Source organism: Glacieibacterium frigidum, assembly GCF_007097155.1.
Classification (GTDB): domain Bacteria; phylum Pseudomonadota; class Alphaproteobacteria; order Sphingomonadales; family Sphingomonadaceae; genus Glacieibacterium; species Glacieibacterium frigidum.
Window position 1 is genome coordinate 725855 of sequence record NZ_VJWA01000002.1, and the last position, 18408, is coordinate 744262.

22 protein-coding genes are annotated in these 18408 nt (G+C 69.0%); 8 read left to right on the forward strand and 14 right to left on the reverse strand.

Annotation, left to right across the window (positions count from 1 at the left end; genetic code table 11):
- Window positions 1–39: 39 nt before the first annotated feature.
- From FMM06_RS13005 to dcd, 3 genes are read left to right on the forward strand one after another with little or no spacing between them, the layout of a single operon-like run.
- Window positions 40–1080, forward strand: a complete 1041-nt coding sequence (locus FMM06_RS13005; RefSeq protein WP_144237814.1) for a serine hydrolase domain-containing protein — start codon at window positions 40–42, stop codon at window positions 1078–1080.
- The gene (locus FMM06_RS13010; RefSeq protein WP_144237815.1) at window positions 1077–1559 is read left to right on the forward strand and encodes a UPF0262 family protein; all 483 of its coding nucleotides are present in this window, start codon (window positions 1077–1079) and stop codon (window positions 1557–1559) included. Before FMM06_RS13005 ends, FMM06_RS13010 begins: the two co-directional genes overlap by 4 nt.
- 12 nt (window positions 1560–1571) lie before the next feature.
- The gene (dcd, locus tag FMM06_RS13015) at window positions 1572–2126 is read left to right on the forward strand and encodes a dCTP deaminase (RefSeq protein ID WP_144237816.1); all 555 of its coding nucleotides are present in this window, start codon (window positions 1572–1574) and stop codon (window positions 2124–2126) included.
- Here dcd and FMM06_RS13020 read toward each other — a convergent pair.
- Window positions 2123–3031, reverse strand: coding sequence for an NAD(P)/FAD-dependent oxidoreductase (locus tag FMM06_RS13020; protein ID WP_144237817.1), 909 nt, complete (start codon window positions 3029–3031; stop codon window positions 2123–2125). The two genes, dcd and FMM06_RS13020, sit on opposite strands and share 4 nt — an antisense overlap.
- Before the next feature lie 45 nt (window positions 3032–3076).
- Between FMM06_RS13020 and murA the strand changes: the two genes are divergently transcribed.
- Together murA and FMM06_RS13030 are read left to right on the forward strand one after the other, a co-directional pair.
- On the forward strand, window positions 3077–4357 hold the full coding sequence (gene murA / locus FMM06_RS13025; RefSeq protein WP_144237818.1) for a UDP-N-acetylglucosamine 1-carboxyvinyltransferase: 1281 nt from the start codon (window positions 3077–3079) through the stop codon (window positions 4355–4357).
- Window positions 4350–4748: a DUF2948 family protein gene (locus tag FMM06_RS13030; protein ID WP_144237819.1), complete on the forward strand. Its 399-nt coding sequence runs from the start codon at window positions 4350–4352 to the stop codon at window positions 4746–4748. The genes murA and FMM06_RS13030 overlap by 8 nt, the downstream gene beginning before the upstream one ends.
- Before the next feature lie 3 nt (window positions 4749–4751).
- Here FMM06_RS13030 and FMM06_RS13035 read toward each other — a convergent pair whose 3' ends face one another.
- A complete protein-coding gene (locus FMM06_RS13035) occupies window positions 4752–5426 on the reverse strand; it encodes a winged helix-turn-helix transcriptional regulator (RefSeq protein ID WP_144237820.1) in 675 nt (224 codons plus the stop codon).
- Window positions 5427–5486: 60 nt separating this feature from the next.
- On the opposite strand from FMM06_RS13035, the gene FMM06_RS13040 reads away from it, so the two are divergent.
- On the forward strand, window positions 5487–5987 hold the full coding sequence (locus FMM06_RS13040) for an SRPBCC family protein (protein ID WP_144237821.1): 501 nt from the start codon (window positions 5487–5489) through the stop codon (window positions 5985–5987).
- Complete coding sequence (locus FMM06_RS13045) at window positions 5984–6406, forward strand: cupin domain-containing protein (RefSeq protein WP_144237822.1); 423 nt, start codon at window positions 5984–5986, stop codon at window positions 6404–6406. The genes FMM06_RS13040 and FMM06_RS13045 overlap by 4 nt, the downstream gene beginning before the upstream one ends.
- Here the strand turns inward: FMM06_RS13045 and FMM06_RS13050 are convergent.
- From FMM06_RS13050 to FMM06_RS13095, 10 genes are all read right to left on the reverse strand, one after another.
- The gene (locus tag FMM06_RS13050; protein WP_144237823.1) at window positions 6372–7685 is read right to left on the reverse strand and encodes an acyl-CoA dehydrogenase family protein; all 1314 of its coding nucleotides are present in this window, start codon (window positions 7683–7685) and stop codon (window positions 6372–6374) included. The two genes, FMM06_RS13045 and FMM06_RS13050, sit on opposite strands and share 35 nt — an antisense overlap.
- Window positions 7685–8059: a DUF6285 domain-containing protein gene (locus FMM06_RS13055; RefSeq protein WP_144237824.1), complete on the reverse strand. Its 375-nt coding sequence runs from the start codon at window positions 8057–8059 to the stop codon at window positions 7685–7687. Before FMM06_RS13055 ends, FMM06_RS13050 begins: the two co-directional genes overlap by 1 nt.
- 123 nt (window positions 8060–8182) lie before the next feature.
- On the reverse strand, window positions 8183–9130 hold the full coding sequence (locus FMM06_RS13060; protein ID WP_207790288.1) for a phosphotransferase family protein: 948 nt from the start codon (window positions 9128–9130) through the stop codon (window positions 8183–8185).
- 63 nt (window positions 9131–9193) lie between these two features.
- Window positions 9194–9949, reverse strand: a complete 756-nt coding sequence (locus FMM06_RS13065; RefSeq protein WP_144335472.1) for an SDR family NAD(P)-dependent oxidoreductase — start codon at window positions 9947–9949, stop codon at window positions 9194–9196.
- 31 nt (window positions 9950–9980) lie between these two features.
- Window positions 9981–10505 carry a (R)-mandelonitrile lyase gene (locus tag FMM06_RS13070; protein ID WP_235889306.1) on the reverse strand — a complete coding sequence of 175 codons (525 nt, stop codon included), beginning with the start codon at window positions 10503–10505 and terminating at the stop codon, window positions 9981–9983.
- 120 nt (window positions 10506–10625) lie between these two features.
- Complete coding sequence (locus FMM06_RS13075; protein ID WP_144237825.1) at window positions 10626–11528, reverse strand: LysR family transcriptional regulator; 903 nt, start codon at window positions 11526–11528, stop codon at window positions 10626–10628.
- Window positions 11529–11819: 291 nt separating this feature from the next.
- Window positions 11820–12653 carry a 2,3,4,5-tetrahydropyridine-2,6-dicarboxylate N-succinyltransferase gene (gene dapD / locus FMM06_RS13080; RefSeq protein WP_144237826.1) on the reverse strand — a complete coding sequence of 278 codons (834 nt, stop codon included), beginning with the start codon at window positions 12651–12653 and terminating at the stop codon, window positions 11820–11822.
- Window positions 12650–13324 (reverse strand): pyrimidine 5'-nucleotidase, encoded by a 675-nt coding sequence (locus tag FMM06_RS13085; RefSeq protein WP_144237827.1) that lies wholly within the window; start codon window positions 13322–13324, stop codon window positions 12650–12652. Before FMM06_RS13085 ends, dapD begins: the two co-directional genes overlap by 4 nt.
- Window positions 13325–13385: 61 nt before the next feature.
- Complete coding sequence (locus tag FMM06_RS13090) at window positions 13386–14255, reverse strand: 3-hydroxybutyryl-CoA dehydrogenase (protein WP_144237828.1); 870 nt, start codon at window positions 14253–14255, stop codon at window positions 13386–13388.
- A 39-nt stretch (window positions 14256–14294) separates the two neighbouring features.
- Entirely contained in the window at window positions 14295–15416 is a 1122-nt protein-coding gene (locus FMM06_RS13095; RefSeq protein ID WP_235889307.1) for an SDR family oxidoreductase, read from the reverse strand.
- A 126-nt stretch (window positions 15417–15542) separates the two neighbouring features.
- On the opposite strand from FMM06_RS13095, the gene FMM06_RS13100 reads away from it, so the two are divergent.
- Window positions 15543–16958, forward strand: a complete 1416-nt coding sequence (locus FMM06_RS13100) for an NAD(P)H-dependent flavin oxidoreductase (RefSeq protein WP_407925199.1) — start codon at window positions 15543–15545, stop codon at window positions 16956–16958.
- Between the two features lie 18 nt (window positions 16959–16976).
- On the opposite strand, the gene FMM06_RS13105 is transcribed toward FMM06_RS13100, so the two are convergent.
- Together FMM06_RS13105 and FMM06_RS13110 are read right to left on the reverse strand one after the other, a co-directional pair.
- Window positions 16977–17312, reverse strand: coding sequence for a YMGG-like glycine zipper-containing protein (locus tag FMM06_RS13105; RefSeq protein WP_144237831.1), 336 nt, complete (start codon window positions 17310–17312; stop codon window positions 16977–16979).
- Window positions 17313–17361: 49 nt separating this feature from the next.
- Window positions 17362–18345 (reverse strand): 2-hydroxyacid dehydrogenase, encoded by a 984-nt coding sequence (locus FMM06_RS13110; RefSeq protein WP_144237832.1) that lies wholly within the window; start codon window positions 18343–18345, stop codon window positions 17362–17364.
- Between the last annotated feature and the right edge of the window lie 63 nt (window positions 18346–18408).

The following is an 18408-nucleotide window of genomic DNA, read 5'->3' on the forward strand; positions in this document are numbered from 1 at the left end:
AACGTCGCGAACCGACGCGATACCGGGGGAATTGACGCGATGCGAGGCGGAGCGACAAGAGCGATTCTGCTCGCGCTGCTGTGCGTCGCCACGCCCGCCGTCGCGACGCCCGCGCAGGATAGCGCCGTCGCCGCACTGTTCGCCCCCGCGGCGGCCGAGACCCGCGCCGTCGTCGTGATGCAGGACGGCCGCATCGTCGCCGAGCGCTACGGCCCCGGCTACAGCGCCGCCAACCGCTTCATCTCCTGGTCGATGGCGAAGTCGATCACCGCGACGCTGATCGGCATGCTCGTCGACGAGGGCAAGCTGCGCCTCGACGACCCCGCGCCGGTGCCCGCCTGGGCGAAGGACGGGCGGCGCGCGGTCACGCTGCGGCAGCTGCTCCACATGTCGTCGGGCCTGCGCCACGACGAGCAGGGCGAGCCGCAAGTCCAGGATTCGGATACCAACCGCGCGCTGTTCGCCGACCGCAGCGCCGACATGCTGGGTGCGGCGATCGCCGTCCCGCTGATCGCAAAGCCCGGCACCGACTACGACTATTCCTCGCAGACCTCGGTCATCCTCGCCGGCATCGTCCAGCGCACGATCGCGCCCGGCGTCACCGACCCCGCGGCGCGGCGCAAGGCGATGCGCGACTTCATGGCGGCGCGCCTCGGCTTCGTCATGCCCAGCCTGATCTGCGAATATGACGCGCGCGGCACGATGATCGGCGGGTCGCTGTGCCACGCGACCGCGCGCGACTGGGCGAACTTCGGGCAGGTATATCTCGACGGCGGCAGGTTCGGCGGGCGGCAGGTCGTGTCCCCGGCGTGGGTCGAATTTGTCCGGACACCCGCCGCGACCAACCCGAGCTACGGCGGGCATTTCTGGCTCAACCGCGCCCGGCCCGGGGCCAAGTCCGACGCGCTGTTCCCCGATCAGGGACCGCCCGACACCTATTCGCCGGTCGGCCACCTCGGCCAGTATGTGACGATCACCCCGTCGAAGCGGCTGATCGTCGTGCGGCTCGGCAAGACGCAGGATGACAGGCTGGGTCCGGTGAAGGTCGCGCTCGGCCGCCTCGTGAACAGCTACCCATGAGCGACCACCGCATCATCGACGTCAAGCTCGACGAGCGCACCATCCTGTGGCGCAACGCCGACGTCGAGCAGGAGCGCCGCGTCGCGATCTTCGACCTGCTCGAGGCGAACAGCTTCCGCCCGCTGACCGAATACGAGGACGGCTACGCCGGCCCGTACAAGATCGTCATGGGGGTCGAGGAAGGCCGCCTGACGGTCGCGATCAATGCCACCGACGACCGCGAGCTCGAAACCTTCGTGCTGCCGCTGTCACCGTTCCGGCGGACCGTGCGGGACTATTTCGCGATCTGCGACTCCTATTACAAAGCCATCCGCGCCGCGACGCCGCAGCAGATCGAGACCATCGACATGGCCCGCCGGGGCCTCCACAACGACGCCGCCGAACAGCTGACCGAACGCCTTGCCGCCCGCGTCGAGGTCGACTTCGACACCGCCCGCCGCCTGTTCACGCTGATCTGCGTGCTTCACATCCGCCAGTAGGGAACGCCCGCATTGTCCGTCATGTCCGACCGCTGGATCCGCGAGCAGGCGCTCGGGAACGCCATGATCGAGCCCTTCGTCGACCGCCAGCAGCGCGAGGGCGTGATCAGCTACGGCCTGTCGAGCTACGGCTACGACGCCCGCGTCTCCGACGAGTTCAAGATCTTCACCAACGTCGATTCGGTGACGGTCGACCCCAAGGATTTCCACCCCGCGAGCTTCGTCGACCGCAAGACCGACTGCTGCATCATCCCGCCGAACAGCTTCGCACTCGCCCGCACCGTCGAGTATTTCCGCGTGCCCCGCGACGTGCTGGTCATCTGCCTCGGCAAGTCGACCTATGCGCGCTGCGGCATCATCGTGAACGTCACCCCGCTCGAACCCGGCTGGGAGGGGCACGTGACGCTCGAATTCTCGAACACCACCCCGCTGCCCGCCAAGGTCTACGCCAACGAGGGCGCCTGCCAGTTCCTGTTCCTGCAGGGCAACGAGCCGTGCGAAGTCAGCTACGCCGACCGCGCGGGCAAGTACCAGGGCCAGCGCGGGGTGACGCTGCCCAAGCTCTAGCGCCCGGCCCGCTTCGGCAGCCAGTTGTGGATCGCCGTCGCGGCGATCGCGGCTTGGCCCATCGCGACGCTGATCTGGTCGAGGCCGTCGACGACGTCGCCCGCGGCCCAGACACCCGGGATCGCGGTGGCGAGATGGTCGCCGCGCGGGATGCAGCCGTTGTCGACGAGGTCGAGGCCCAGTTCGCTCGCCAGCCGCGAATTGGCGTGGGTGCCGAGCGCCGGGTACAGCGTGTCGAACTCGAGCACGCGGTCGTCGGCGAGCGTGACGCGCACCGTCTCGTCCTCGAAGGCGATGGCGGTCATCGGCGGCTCGATGACCTCGATTCCGGCCTCGCCAAGCGCCGCGCGGTCGTCCGCGCCCAGTTCGGAAAACAGCGCCGGCAGCAGCGTGACGCGCGCGCTATAGTGGCGGATGAACAGCGCCTCCGCGACGCCGTGCGCGTCGCTGCCGAGCACCGCGACCCGGTCCTCCTGCACCTCGTACCCGTCGCACACCGGGCAATAGCGCAGTAGCCCCTTCGCCACCGCCGCGTCGTGCAGCGCGGCGTCGACGAGCGGCGGGCGGTGGTTGGTGGCCCCGGTGGCGAGCAGCACCGTGCGCGCCCGCACCGTCTCACCGCTGGCGCTCGCGACGAAGCCGTCGCCGTCCTGCGCCAGCGTGTCGATCTTGGCGTCGCGGAATTCGGTGCCGTAGCGCACCGCCTGGCCGCGCATGCGCTCCAGCAGCGCCGGACCGGTGATGCCGTCGGGGAAGCCAGCATGGTTGTGGCTCGTCGGGATCCACAGCGCGCGACTGCCGCCCGCATCGACGACGATCGTCGAGCGCAGGAAGCGTTCGAGGTAGATCGCGGCGGTCAGCCCGGCGGGCCCGCCACCGACGATCAGGCAGTCGTAAGTCACCATGGTCGAGCCCTTGCCGCAGGCCTGCCCAACGCGCTACCTGCCTGCATGGACCAGATCGTCATTCGCGGGGGCCGGACGCTTTCGGGCAGCCTCCAGATTTCGGGCGCGAAGAATGCCGCGCTGACCCTCATGCCGTGCGCTTTGCTCAGCGAAGAGCCGCTGACCCTGCGCAACCTGCCGCGCCTCGCCGACATCGACACGTTCGGCCACCTGCTCAACAACCACGGCGTCTCGACGACGATCGAGGGGACCAACCCCGACGAGTTCGGGCGCGTCATGACGCTTCGCGCCAACCGCATCACCTCGACGGTTGCGCCGTACGACATCGTCCGCAAGATGCGCGCGTCGATCCTGGTGCTCGGACCGCTGCTGGCGCGCGCCGGCGAGGCGACGGTCTCGCTGCCCGGCGGCTGCGCGATCGGCAACCGGCCGATCGACCTGCATCTGAAGGCGCTGGAAGCGCTCGGCGCGACGATCGAACTCGCGGCGGGCTATGTGAAGGCGACCGCCAAGGGCGGCCTGCCCGGCGGGCGCTATGTCTTCCCGATGGTGTCGGTCGGCGCAACCGAGAACGCGCTGATGGCCGCCGTGCTGGCGAAGGGCGAGAGCGTCCTCGACAATGCCGCGCGCGAACCCGAGATCGTCGACCTGTGCCGCTGCCTGATCGCGATGGGCGCGAAGATCGACGGCGTCGGCACCGAGCGCCTGACCATCCAGGGCGTGACCAAGCTGCACGGCGCGACCTATGCGGTGATGCCCGACCGGATCGAGATCGGCAGCTATGCCTGCGCCGCCGCCATCACCGGCGGCACGCTCGAACTGCTCGGGGCACGCGAGGACCAACTCGGCGCGACCTTCGCAGCGCTGCGCGAGGCGGGCGTCGCGATCGGGCCGACGGCGCGCGGCGTGTCGGTCAGCCGCGCCAACGGGCTGCACGGCGTGACGGTCTCGACCGCCCCCTACCCGGGCTTCCCGACCGACATGCAGGCGCAGTTCATGGCGATGCTGTGCGTCGCCGACGGCGCGTCGCTGCTGACCGAGACGATCTTCGAGAATCGCTACATGCACGTCCCCGAGCTGTCGCGCATGGGCGCCGACATCACGGTGCGCGGGCGTTCGGCGGTCGTGCGCGGCGTGCCGAAGCTGGTCGGCGCCGAGGTCATGGCGACCGACCTGCGCGCCTCGATGAGCCTCGTGCTGGCGGGTCTCGCAGCGGAGGGCGAGACGGTGGTCAGCCGCGTCTATCACCTCGACCGCGGCTACGAGCGGCTGGAGGAGAAGCTGTCGGGCGTCGGTGCCGATATCGAGCGCATCTCGGATGGCTGACACGCGGCTGCTGCTGCTCGCGCAGGAAGCGGGCGAAGTCGCGACGATCTCCGCGCTGTTCCAGTCGGCGGCGGTGCGTGTGGCGGACGTCGCCTACGACCGGCGCGCGCGGCGCGTCGTGCTGCTGACAAATCGCTACCGCTGGGAGGGCAAGGACGGCACGCGGGTGCGCAGTGCGCTGCGAATCGAGAGCGTGCTGGGCGTCGCTCGGCGCGCCTGGCCGGCGGGCGAGGCGGTGCTCGAACTCCTCGCGCTGACGCTGGCGGACGACGTGCTGACGCTCAGCTTCGCCGGCGGCGCAACGCTGCGCGTGACGGTGGAGTGTCCCGAGTTGGTGCTGGAGGACGTGTCGGCCCCTTGGCGCGCGAGCCGCGAGCCGCGACACGACTGACGATCAGGCCTTGTCGGGCAGCGGGAACAGGCCGGACAGCGACGACGCCAGTGCGCGGTCGCCGGTGACGCGCAGCGCGCCCGCGGCTTCGAGGTCGGCGAGCGGCACCCCGCCGTAGATCCAGCCCGCAATATCCCGCGCCTCCCCTTCGACCACGAAGTCGGCACCCTCGACCGACCCGCGTTCGGTCTCGATCGCACCATTCGCGATCGTGGCACGGTAAGTCTCCTCGCCGATCCGAAATCCGACCGTCATTCGCAGGCCCCCCGCCCGCCCCGGATCGAACATCGCGCGCAGCGACAGCAGCAACGACGCCGCGCTGAACGGCAGCGTCGGGTCATGATGCGGCGAGCGCGCCGCCCAGCGGCCGAGCACCGTGAAGACCGGCTCGCTCTCATATCCCCATTCGGTCAGCGCATAGACCGGCGCGGAGGCCGGCGGCGGCAGGCGCTCGCGCCGCACGATGCCATGAGCGATCAGCCCGTCGAGGCGCTGCGTCAGCGTGTTCGCGCTGATCCCCGGCAGCCCGCTGCGCAGGTCGCCGAAGCGGCGCGGCCCGAGCATCAGCTCGCGCATCACCAGCAGCGCCCAGCGCTCGCCGACCAGATCGAGCGCGTGCGCCGTCGCGCAGGCATCGTCGTAGCGCCTCCGGTTCTCAGTTATCTTTTCTAACTTCATGGTTGCAATATATAACTCTGTTCGGCATGAACGGCAACATCGATTCGAGGGAGAGAGACGATGACCGACCAGACTTCGACCGCTGCCGCCGACGGCTGCACCGTCGCGCCCGCTGATCCCAACGAGCTGTCGATCACCCGTTTCATCGCCGCCTCGCCGGAGACGGTGTACCGCGTCTGGACCACCCGCCTGACCGAGTTCTTCTGCCCGCCGCCGTGGACCGTGCCGCACGCCGAGCTCGACCTGCGTCCCGGCGGCAAGTTCCTGACCGTGATGCGCGGCCCCGACGGCACCGAGATGCGCAACGAGGGCGTCTTCCTCGAGGTCGTCCCGAACGAGCGCCTCGTCTCGACCGACGCCTTCGCGCCCGGCTGGATGCCGCAGGGGCCCTTCATGGTGGCGATCTCGACCTTCGAGGCCGAGGGCGACGGCACGCGCTACACCGCCCGCGCCCGCCACTGGAGCGCCGAAACCAAGGCGCAGCACGAGGCGATGGGGTTCACCGAAGGCTGGGGCATCGTCGCCGACCAGCTCGCGGCGCTTGCCGAGGCCGAGGGGTGAGCGCGCAGGACCTGATTGCCGCGCTGAGCCTAGCCCCGCACCCGGAGGGCGGCTGGTACCGCGAGACGTGGCGCGCGCCTGCCGCCCCGGGGACACGCGCCTCGGCGACGGCGATCCTGTTCCTGCTCGAGGACGGCCAGCGGTCGCACTGGCACCGCGTCGACGCGACCGAGCTGTGGCTATTCCACGCCGGGTCGGCGCTCGACCTGCTGACCGCGCCCGGCGACGCAGGGGCGGTGACCACCGTCCGGCTCGGCAGCGACGTCCTCGCCGGCGAAGTCCCGCAGTTCCGCATCGAACCCCACGCCTGGCAGGCGGCGCACGCCGCGCGCGGCTGGGCTTTGGTGTCGTGCGTCGTCTCGCCGGGGTTCGATTTCGCGGGCTTTACGCTGGCCCCGCCGGGCTGGCATCCGGGATGAACTGCCCCTTGCGCGGCCCCATATAACCGAACAGGAACGCCGCGACTTTCCGCATCTGGATCTCCTCCGCCCCTTCCGTGATGCGGTAGCGGCGGTGGTGGCGGTAGATGTGCTCGAACGGCTTGTGGCGCGAATAGCCGATGCCGCCATGCACCTGCATCGCGCGGTCGGCGGCCTCGCAGACCAGCCGGTTCGCCCAATAGTTGCACATGCTGACCTTGTCGCTGATCGTCCGCTCGACCTGCTTGTGGGGCATGTTGTCCATCTCCCACGCGGTCTTGCGGATCAGCAGGCGCAGCATCTCGGCCTGCGTCGCCAGCTCGACGAGCGGCCACTGGATCGCCTGATTATCGCTCAGCGGCTTGCCGAACGGCTTGCGGGCGCGGGCGTACTTCACGCTCTCCTCGATGCAGTACACCGTCGCGCCGAGCGACGACGCCGCCTGCCGGATGCGGTTCTGGTGGACGAAGCTCTGCCCCAGCCCCAGCCCGCGCCCGACCTCGCCCCAATAGCTGTCTTCGGGCACCCAGACGTTCGTGAAACTGACGCGCGGATGGTCGGTGGGCATGTTGAAGGTCCACAGCCACTCCTCGATTCTGACGCCCGGCGCGTTCGCCGGCACGACGAAGCAGGTGATGCCGCTCGCGTCGCCGTCCGCCCCGCTGGTCCGCGCGAACACCAGCACGTGCGTCGCGACGTGCATCCCCGTCGTCCACATCTTCTCGCCGTCGATGCGCCAGCCGGGAACGCCGTCGCGCACTTCGGGCACCCCGCGGGTTTCCATGAAGGTCGCATCGCTGCCATGCTCGGGTTCAGTCAGGCCGAACGCCGTCCGCATGCTGCCGTCGCGCACCGCGGCGCCGTCGCGCGCGAACTGGTCGGGAGTCGCGAACTCTTTCAGCATCATCACGAAGGGGTTGTTGCCGACGATCGAATGCTCGTTCTGCAGGTCGTTGTGCAGCCCCAGGCCCTTCGCCGCGAGATGTTCGCGGATCACCGCGAGCCACAGGTTGGAGCCGCCGCGCCCGCCATATTCCTCAGGCCAGGCGAAGCGCAGGTGCCCTGCCCGGTCGGCCGCCTCGCGCGCCTGCCCCAACAGCGCCTCCCACTCGGGCCGCGGCAGGCCGTGATTGTCCCAGTCGGTGCGCGCATGCTCGCGGCGATGATCGAAGAAGCGGATATTGTCGTCGGCCTGCTCCATCGGCCTGATCTCGGCCTCGATGAACGCGTCGAGTTCGGCAAGGTACGCGACCAGATCGGCGGGCAGGGCAAAGTCCATCACGCGTCCTTTTCGGCGAGTGCGGCGAGGTAGCCGCTGTATTTCGGCTGATCGACCGCCAGCTTGGCGAGAATGGTCGCCCGCAGGTGCGGCGCCGCGGCCTCCGCTGCGATCGTGCCGTCGGCGAGGGCTTCGGCGAGCGCGGCGTTGAGTTCGCTCAACGAGCCGTCGCGCCCGAGCAGCGCGCGCAATCCCTCCAGTTCCGCGGAGTCCGACGCAGGCGCGAGCGTCCACTGCCGCGCAACGAGGTCGACCGCATTCGCCGCGACCCGCGCCTGGTACGCGATCAGCGGCGTCGTCTGCGGGGCGACCGTGTCACGCAGGAAGGCGGCGACCGCGGCGAGAATTTCGGGGGCTGCGGGTTCGTCCTGCATTCCCTTACCCTTGCTCTACCTTGTCATTCCGGCGAACGCCGGAACCCACTGCGCATCCAAGCGGAACTTCCGCCGCCAGCACGATGGGTTCCGGCATTCGCCGGAATGACAACGAACGAAGCATCACACCCCCAGCAGCCGCAGCAGGTCGATCTCGGTCTCCGACGTCCGCCGCGCGATCATCGCGCGCTCGACGCTCGGGTCGGGCCCGCGGAAGGCCGCTGCCATGCCGGCGCACATGCACCCCCAGCGCAACGTCCCGAAAACCTCCCACCAGTGCAGCGCCGCGCGGTCGACCGCGCCGCCATAGCCCGCGACCAGATCGTCGACCGTGCCGAACCCCCCGACGGGCAGGTCGCTGCGCCCGAAGCGCCACGAGTTGACGCACAGCCAGCCGAGATCCTCGAGCGGGTCGCCGACATGCGCGAGCTCCCAGTCGAGCACCGCGCGCACCCCCTCCGCCCCGATCATCAGGTTACCGTTGCGAAAGTCGCCGTGCACCAGCGCCGGCCGCGCCGGCGGCGGCGGGCGATGCGAGTCGAGCCAGCGCAGCGCGACCTCGAACACCGGCCGCGGCCAGGCGGCGGCGCGGTACACTGCACGCCACTGATCGACGAGCTCGACGGTCGACCGCCGCGCCAGCGTCGGAAAGTCGCCCGGATCGAGCGCATGAATGCGCGCCAGGATCGCCCCGCACTGCCGCGCCAGCCCCGCCGGCGGCGCCCGCACGATCCGCCCCCCTAGCGTCTCGCCCTCGACGAAGTCCATGACGAACCCCTGCCCCAGCCCGTCGCCCTCCCCCAGCACCAGCCGCACCCCCGGCACCGGCACGCCCCCGGCGCCTGCCGCCGCGAGCAGCCGAGCTTCGACCTCTAGCCCCACCGTCTCGGCGATCCGCAGCCCCCCCGGCGCCCGCCGCAGGATCAGCGGCGTGCCTGTATCGAGGTCGAACCGCCAAATCTCCTGCGTCGCCCCGCCGCTCAGGCGCCGCACGTTCTGCACGCCGCGCGCCTGCGGGTCGAGGCGGGGAGCGAGAGTGGAGAGGGTTGTAGTCAGGGTTTCGGGGGTCACGCGGGCGAGATTGCGCCGGGTGGCGGGCGGACGCAACGATCCATGGAAGTGTCAGCGGGCCGGCTAGAGCGACCAGCCGCCATCGACCGAGATGGCAGCCCCGGTCACGAACGCGCCCAGATCGGCGCTCATCCAAAGCACGGCGTCGGCAATTTCTTCGGGCTTTTCCAACCGACCGACCGGTTCGAGATCGATCGCCTTCTGGATGTCGCCGCCGGTAAAGCGGTCCATCATGGGCGTCTCGATATTGCCGGGCAGGACCGCGTTCACGCGGATGTTCTGCTTCGCGTAATCGAGCGCCGCCGACTTGGTCAGGCCGATGATGGCGTGCTTGGATGCGGCATAAGACGCGCCGCCGGCGACGCCCCTGATGCCCGCGCCCGACGACGTGTTGACGATCACGCCGCCGCCCTGACGCACCATCTGAGCCAGTTCGTGCTTCATGCAGACGAAGGTGCCGCGCAGATTAATGTCGATGATGCGGTCCCATTCTTCCAGTTCGATCTCCGCGACGGGCGCCGCCTTGTTTTCGACGCCAGCGTTGTTGAACGCGATATCGAGTCGACCGAACGTTGCCACGACGCGGGCGACCGCGGCGGCGACCTGCTCGGGCTGCGATACGTCGCACGCGATGACCAAGGCCTCGCCGCCCGCGCGGGTGATGGCGGCGGCGGTTTCGCCAAGCGCTTCCTCGGTACGGTCGAGAATTGCGACGCGTGCGCCCTCCGCCGCGAAGGCAATCGCTGTGGCGCGGCCGATGCCGCTGGCTGCGCCCGTCACGAAGGCGATCTTGCCGGTGAACCGTTGAACGTCTAACATTGAAATACCTCGCAAATTTGGGATGTAGGGATCAGTCTTTCGCCGATGGGCCGCGATACTCCGCGTCGCTGACGTGCTGCAGCCACGTCACGGGGGACCCATTGAGCGATTCCTGGATGGCGATGTGGGTCATCGCCGTCGTCGGCGTGGCTCCATGCCAATGCTTTCGATCCGCCGGGCACCACAGCTGATCGCCCGCATGGAATTCGATGACCTCGCCGCCCTCGACCTGTGTCCAGCCGACGCCCTCGGTAACGATCAACGTCTGCCCCAGCGGGTGCGTGTGCCAGGCCGTGCGCGCGCCGGGTTCGAAGCGGACGATCGCACCGCCGACCCGCGAAGGCTCGTCGCGCTGGAACTGGCCGGTGATCGTCACTTTGCCGGTGAACCAAGCCGCGGGTCCGTCGATCGTCTTCATGTCGGATTTGCGCGTGATCTTCATGGGGCCGGCTCTCTCTCGCGATTCACTGTTCTGCGGACGCGCCACCTGGGCACCGACAGCGGTCGTTCCCGTCATGAGCAGAAGAGGCACCGACAGTGCGGTCATCGGGTTCATCGCGATATCTCCAGGGACGGCGCCGTGTGGCGCACGAGCTATATGGCGCGAGATGGCAGCCGCAGTAGCCACGGCCTGCTCCATGAAGCGATGAGCCTGGCTCATCGATGCTATCGGAATTCAGAGTGGTCTCAGCTCGCGAATCAGGTCGATCAGCAGGCGCAGGCCGGTGGGCAATTGCCGGCGACCCGAATAATAGATGTGAAAGCCGGGCCCCATCGGCGCCCAGTCCGCCAGCACGACGCGCAATGCGTCGCGGGCGACCAGCGGCGCGACGCAGGGTTCCGGCAGATAGGCCAGCCCGGCCCCGCCAGTGGCGAGGTCGAGCGCGAAATGCGTGTCGTCGAGGATGACGGGGCCGGGGACATCGACGGTCAGCACCTCGCCAGCTTTCTCGAATTCCCAGCTATAGATGCTGTCGTCGCCGAGCCTGATCCCGAGACAACGATGATCGGCCAGCGCGTGCGGATGATCGGGGATGCCGAAGCGCGCGAGATAGGCCGGCGACCCGACAACGACCCAGCGGATCGGGGCGGAAAGCGACTGTGCGATCATGTCCTCGGGGACAGTCCCGCCATAGCGAATACCGGCATCGGCCCCCTGTGCCGTCACGTCGACGAGGTGATTGGTGACCGTCACGTCGATCCGGATGTCGGGATAGCGCTCGATGAAGACCGGCATGACCGGAGCGAGGATCAATGAGCTGGCATGCTCGAGCACGTTGAGGCGGATCCTGCCCATCGGCTCGGCGCGGTAGCGGTTCAATCTCTCGACGGCCGCGCCGATCGCTTCAAATGGGGCGCCGATCCCGTCTAGCAGTTCCTCCCCAGCGGCCGTGAGGGTGACGCTCCGGCTGGTACGGTTCAGGAGCCGGACACCCAACCGCCCCTCCAGACCTTTGAGCGAATGGCTGAGCGCAGAAGCGCTGACGCCCAGCGCCAGTCCCGCGCGCCTGAAGTTGCGATGCCTGGCGATGGCAATGAAGTAGCTGAAGTCGGCCAGGTCGGTTCGGCTTATCTGCATGGCCCGAAGGTGCGGGAGCCTTGGCAGAATGGCAACGACGTTGAAATCCGGCCGCTCGGCGAGCCCTGTCCACTATCGGCTTGACATTCACGTGCCTATTTGGTACATTTAATCTCGGCGGTCTTGCGCCTGTTCTTTCTCAGCGCCGGTCACAAAGAGGCACGCATCGCGAAGACGGCTGCCCCCAGCAAAATGCCGCGCGACCGTCAAATTCGCTTACTTGTTCATCTTCGCGGGCAAAACGCGCCCCCGCCGCCAGCATGCTTGGACGTCGCTTTAGTGTGGTCGCCCCTAGTCCCGCAGCAGGTCGTTTATCGCGGTCTTCGCGCGCGTCTGGGCATCCACCCGCTTGACGATTACCGCGCAACTTAGCCCTGGGCCGGGGGAGCCGTCGGGCAGCGGCTTGCCGGGCAGGAAGCCGGGGACGACGACCGAATAGGCGGGGACGCGGCCGACGAAGACTTCGCCCGTCGTGCGGTCGACGATCTTCGAGGTCGAGGAGATGAACACGCCCATCGACAGGACGCAGCCGCGTTCCACGACGACGCCCTCGACGACTTCGGAGCGCGCGCCGATGAAGCAGTCGTCCTCGATGATCGTCGGCCCGGCCTGCAGCGGTTCGAGGACGCCGCCGATGCCGACGCCGCCCGACAAATGGACGTTGGCGCCGATCTGCGCGCAGCTGCCGACCGTCGCCCAGCCGTCGACCATCGAATTCGCGCCGACATGCGCGCCGATGTTGACGAAGCTGGGCATCAGCACGACGCCCGGCGCGACGTACGCGCCACGCCGCACGATCGACCCCGGCACGGCGCGGAAACCCGCGGCGCGGAAGCGGTCCTCCCCCCAGCCCTCGAACTTCGACGGCACCTTGTCCCACCACTGCGCGCCGCCGGGGCCGCCGTCGATCAGCGCCATGTCGTTCAGCCGGAACGACAGCAGCACCGCCTGCTTGAGCCACTGGTTGACGTGCCACCCGCCGTCCCGCGGCTCGGCGACGCGCAGGGTGCCGTCGTCGAGGCCGGCCAGCGCCGTCTCGACCGCGTCGCGCAAAGGTCCGGTGGTCGCGGGGGACACGTCGGCGCGCGCCTCCCAGCCGGCTTCGATCGTCGCTTGCAGGGTCATGCCGTCTCCAGTTCCGCGACGACCTCGCCCAGCCAGGCGCCGAGGTCGGTGATGCGATAGTCGATGAAGTCGCCCGCGACGGCCGGGCCCTGCTCGCTGCCGTTGTCGATCCACACCGTCGTCATGCCGATCGCCTTCGCCGGCGCGAGGTTGCGCGCCATGTCCTCGAAGAAGATGGCGCGTGTGGGGTCGATGCCGTGCTGCTCGCAGAGCCGCGCGTAAGCTGCGGCGGCGGGCTTGGGCTGATAGTCCATCGCATGGACGTCGTGGACCGCCTCGAAGGCGTCCTCCAGCCCCAGCCGCGCCAGCACGCGCGTCGCGTAGTGCAGGTCGGCGTTGGTGAAGATGATCTTGCGCCCCGGCAGCGCGCCGAGGGCGCTCACCAGCGCGGCGTCGTGCTCGACCACCGACAGGTCGATGTCGTGTACCTTCGCCAGGAAGTCGTGCGGGTCGACCCCGTGGTCGGTCATCAGCCCGCGCAGCGTCATGCCATGGGCGTGGAAGAAGCCTTTCTGGACGCGCCGCGCCTCGGCGGCGTCGACCCCCAGCAGCTCCATGATGAAGCGGCCCATGCGGTCGTCGATCTGCGCGAATAGGTGGCACGACGCCGGGTACAGCGTGTTGTCGAGATCGAAGATCCAGGTGTCGATATGGGCGAGGGCGTGCGGCATCGGCGAGGGCTATAGCCGCGCCGTGCGCCGATGCAAAAGACGCTTGCGGTTGACGCTGCGTCTAGCGCGTCGGGACCGGCTCCGCGCCGCTGTAATCGTAGAAGCCACGGCCCGACTTCTTGCCGAACCAACCTGCCTCGACATACTTCACGAGGAGAGGCGCGGGGCGGTACTTCGGGTCGCCGGTGGCGTCCTGCATGACGCGCATGATCGACAGCAAGGTGTCGAGGCCGACGAAATCGGCGAGGGTCAGCGGGCCCATCGGGTGGTTCGCGCCGAGCTTCAGCCCCGCGTCGATGTCCGCCACCGACCCGACGCCGTCGCCGAGTGCGAAGATCGCCTCGTTGAGCATCGGGCACAGGATGCGGTTGACGATGAAGGCGGGGGCGTCGGCGGCCTCGACGGCGGTCTTGCCGAGGCGCGTAGCGAACGCGTGCATCGCCGCCTTGGTCGCGTCGGACGTGGCAAGGCCGGGGATGATCTCGACGAGCGCCATCAGCGGCACGGGATTGAAGAAGTGCAGGCCGGTAAAGCGGTCGGGGCGGTCGGTGGCGGCCGCCAGCCGGGTGATCGAGATCGACGAGGTGTTGGTCGCGAGCAACGCCTGCGGCGACAGCTTCGGGCAGACGTCGGCGAAGATCTTGGCCTTGATGCCCTCGCTCTCGGTCGCCGCCTCGATGACCAGATCGCAGCCCGAGAAGCGCGCGGTGTCGGTCGTCGCGGCGATGCGGGCGAGCGCGGCGGCGGCGGCCTCGGCGGTCACCACGCCCTTGCTGACGCCGCGCCCGAGATTCTTGTCGATCGTCTTGAGCGCGGCATCGGCGCGCGCCTGCTCGACGTCGGACAGCACCACGTCATAGCCAGCCAGCGCCGCGACGTGCGCGATGCCGTTGCCCATCAACCCCGCGCCGATGACGCCGATCGCCTGCATGTCGTGCTCCCCGTTGGACCGGGGCGTTCTACACGCGCGTCAGGCCTTGACCAGCCCGTGCGCGACGAGGCTGCGCGCCGCGTCGGTAATGCTCTCCTCGGGCGGCCGCGGCACCCAGCCGAGGCGTTCGCGCGCATGGCTGGCGTCGCAGATGCGCTCGCGGCCGAGCTCGGGGAGCACCATCCGTACCTCGGCGTCGAAGCGGCTGAGCAGGCGGACCAGCCAGTCGGGAATGTTGCGCGACGGTACGCGCTTGGCCTTGTCGCCGAGGCGGCTCTTCAGGATGTCGGCGATGTCGCGCATCCACAGGAACTTGCCGGCGCACAGGAAGCGCTCGCCGTCGAGGCCGGGTGTCGTCATCGCGGTCAGGTGCGCCGCGGCGATGTCGCGGACGTCGACGATCGGGAAGCCGAAGCGCGGGGTGCCGGGCAGCGCGCCGTCGAGCAGCTTGGTCAGCACGACGAGGCTGCCCGAAAAGTCGCCGCCCATCACCGGGCCGAGCACCATGCCGGGGTTGATCGTCACGAACTCCATGCCCGCGCCCTCGCGGCCCATGAAGTCGCGCGCGGCACGCTCGGCGATCGTCTTGGACTTCACATAGGCATAGGTGTCGGCGCTGGTCAGGTCGCTCCAGTCGGCTTCGGTGAAAATCTGGCTGGCCCGCGTCATGCCGTAGCAGATCGCCGCGGTCGACGAGGTCATCACGACGCGCTCGACGCCCGCCGCCTTCGCCGCGCGCAGCACGCGCAGGGCGCCGTCGCGGGCCGGGACGATGAGTTCGTTCTCGTCCTTCGGCACGCCGACCGGCAGCGGCGAGGCGATGTGCTGGATGAAGCGGCAGCTCGCGACGGCTGCATCCCAGCCGGCGTCCGACATCAGGTCGGCGGCGGCGAGCTCGAGCTGGTCGGCGCTCACGCCCAGCGCGGCGCGCACCGCGTCTGCCTTGGCGAGGTTGCGGATCGTGCCGCGCACCGTCCAGCCCTCGGCAAGCAGGTCCTGGATGATGAAGCCGGCGATATATCCGGAGGCACCGGTGACCAGTACGCGGCCCTTGTCCATCATCCCCACCCCGTCGGTTGCAGCGCCGAAGCTACGACGCGGCGACCCGACTGTCGAGCAATTCGAGTGGCGCTCAGGCGTGCAATCGAGGGCGTCAGTCACCGACCGCGCGCCTCCGCCACAGGGACACGCCAGCTTTTATTGGCGCTTTTGTTGCGTCCCAACCGTATAGTCGGCATGGCAACGCGCTCACTCGATCCAGGATCACGGATGCCAAGCGGCCAGGTCATGCACGGATTATCGTCGGTACTGATGGGGGGCCGCCAGGTCCTGCCCCTCGTCGAGGGCGGCAAGGGTGTCGCTGCGACGAACCATCTGTCGTCGGGAGCCTGGGCGCGCAGTGGCGGCGTCGGCACGATCAGCGCGGTCAACGCCGACAGCTATGACGCCACCGGCCGCATCATCCCGCAGGTGTATCAGGCGCTGACGCGGCGCGAGCGGCACGAGGAGCTCGTCCAGTACGCGATCGACGGTGCGGTCCAGCAGGTCCAGCGCGCCTATGAGATGGCGGCTTCGGAACTGAACCGCGGCATCGGCGCGCTCAACATCAACGTCCTTTGGGAGATGGGGGGCGCTCAGCGTGTCCTCGAAGGCGTGCTCGAACGAACCAAGGGCATGGTCAACGGCGTCACATGCGGCGCGGGCATGCCCTACAAGCTGAGCGAGATCGCCGCGCACCACGGGGTGCATTATTACCCGATCATCAGCAGCGCCCGCGCCTTCCGCGCGCTGTGGAAGCGCGCCTATTCGAAGGCCGCCGAGTGGCTCGGCGCGGTGGTCTATGAGGATCCGTGGCTCGCGGGCGGCCATAACGGCCTGTCGAATGCCGAGGACCCGCGCGCGCCGCAGGATCCTTACCCCCGCGTTCGCGATCTGCGCGCGACGATGCGCGATTGCGGCATTTCGGACGAGATCCCCGTCATCATGGCCGGCGGCGTCTGGCGGCTCGACGAGTGGACCGACTGGATCGACAATCCCGAGCTGGGCAAGGTCGTCTTCCAGTTCGGCACACGCCCGCTGCTGACACAGGAAAGCCCGATCCCCGACGGGTGGAAGGCGCGGCTGATGACGCTGAAGCCCGGCGACATCTCGCTCCACAAATTCTCGCCGACGGGCTTCTACTCGAGCGCGGTGCGCAACCCGTTCCTGCGCATGCTCGAGGCGCGGTCCGAGCGTCAGATCGCGTTCAGCGCGACCGCGACGGGCGACCATCAGTTCCTCCTCGACGTCGGCGTCGGGCGGAAGAAATATTGGGTAACGCGCGACGACCTGCTCCACGCGCGCGAGTGGTACGGCCATGGCTATGTCGATGCGCTCAAGACGCCCGACAATACGCTGGTGTTCGTCGGTACGGCCGAGCGCGACGTGATCCGCAAGGACCAGGCAGATTGCATGGGCTGCCTCAGCCATTGCGGCTTCAGCGCCTGGGCCGATACCGACACCAATTCGACCGGGCGTCTCGCCGACCCGCGCAGCTTCTGCATTCAGAAGACTTTGCAGGACATCGCCCACGGTGGCGACACCGAGGAAAACCTGATGTTCGGTGGCCATTCGGCCTTCCGCTTCGCGCAGGACCCGTTCTACTCGAACGGCTTCGTGCCGACGGTTGGTCAGCTCGTCGACCGGATCATGACCGGGGCCTGAGGCCCCGGTCGATCGCCCTTAGCGCGGGTCGTACATGCGCTCGCGGCGCTCGTTGTAGTAATAGCGGCGGTCGCGGTCGCGGCGGTCGTAATAGTAGCGGCGGCCGTTGCGATCCTCGTAGCGGTTGTCGTCGTCGGCCACTGCGCCGACCACGGCACCGCCGGCCGCGCCGATAGCTGCACCTGCCACGACGTCGCCGGTCAGCGCGCCGACCACGGCTCCGCCGACTGCACCGATCGCCGCGCCGCGACCGGTCGAATTGAGGTTGCGCTCCCCGTAGCGATTGGTCGAGCAGGCGGTGAGGGTCGAGGCGGCGAGGGCTGCGACGATCAGGACTTTGGGGATGGCTGTCATTTCGGTCTCCATGCTGTGCATGGAAAACGGCGTGGCAGCAGCGCGGTTCCTAGACCCAGCCTTCGAGAACCTGATCGGGCGGGCGGTGGCCGTCCGACCAGGCACGGATATTGGCGATCACCTTGTCGCCCATCGCCTGTCGCCCCTCGAAGGTCGCCGAGCCCATGTGCGGCAGCAGCACGACCCCGGGCAGATTAAGCAGTGCGGGCGTGATGCGCGGCTCCTCGGCATAGACGTCGAGGCCCGCACCCGCGAGCTTGCCGCTCGCAAGCGCCGCAGCCAGCGCCGCCTCGTCGACGATGTCGCCGCGCGCGCAGTTGATCAGGTACGCATCGGGCTTCATCCGCGACAGCGCGGCGGCGTCGATCAGGTGATGCGTCGCGGGCGTGTGCGGACAGTTCAGGCTGACTATGTCGACCGCGCCGAGCATGGCGTGCAGGTCGGGTGCCCAGGTCGCCCCCAGCTCCTGCTCGACACCGAGCGGCAGGCGGTGGCGATTGTGGTAGTGCACCGCCATGCCGAAGGCGCGCGCGCGCACCGCAACGGCCTGGCCGATGCGCCCCATGCCGACGATGCCGAGCGCCTTGCCGCGCACGCGGTGGCCCAGCATCCCGGTCGGCGCCCAGCCCGTCCAGCCGCCGGCGCGCAGCAGCTTCTCGCCCTCCCCCGTCCGCCGCGACACGGCGAGGATCAGCGCGAACACCATCTCGGCGGTGTCGTCGGTCAGCACGCCGGGAGTATTGGTCACGACGATGCCGCGCGCGCGCGCCGCGGGCAGGTCGATATGATCGACGCCTGCGCCGAAATTGGCGATCAGGCGCAGCTGGGGACCGGCGGCGGCGATGACCGCAGCATCAATCTCGTCGGTCACCGTCGGCACCAGTACCGTCGCGGCGGCGACCCCGGCGCACAGCGCGGCGGCGTCGAGCGGCACGTCGTCGGCATTCAGCGTCACGTCGAACAATTCGGCCATGCGCGCCTCGACCGCGGGCGGCAGGCGGCGCGTGACGCGGACGACGGGGCGGCTCGGCATATCATCCGCGCTAGCCGGGCGCGCGGGCGCGCGCAAGCGACGCCTTCAAAGCGCGCACATCTT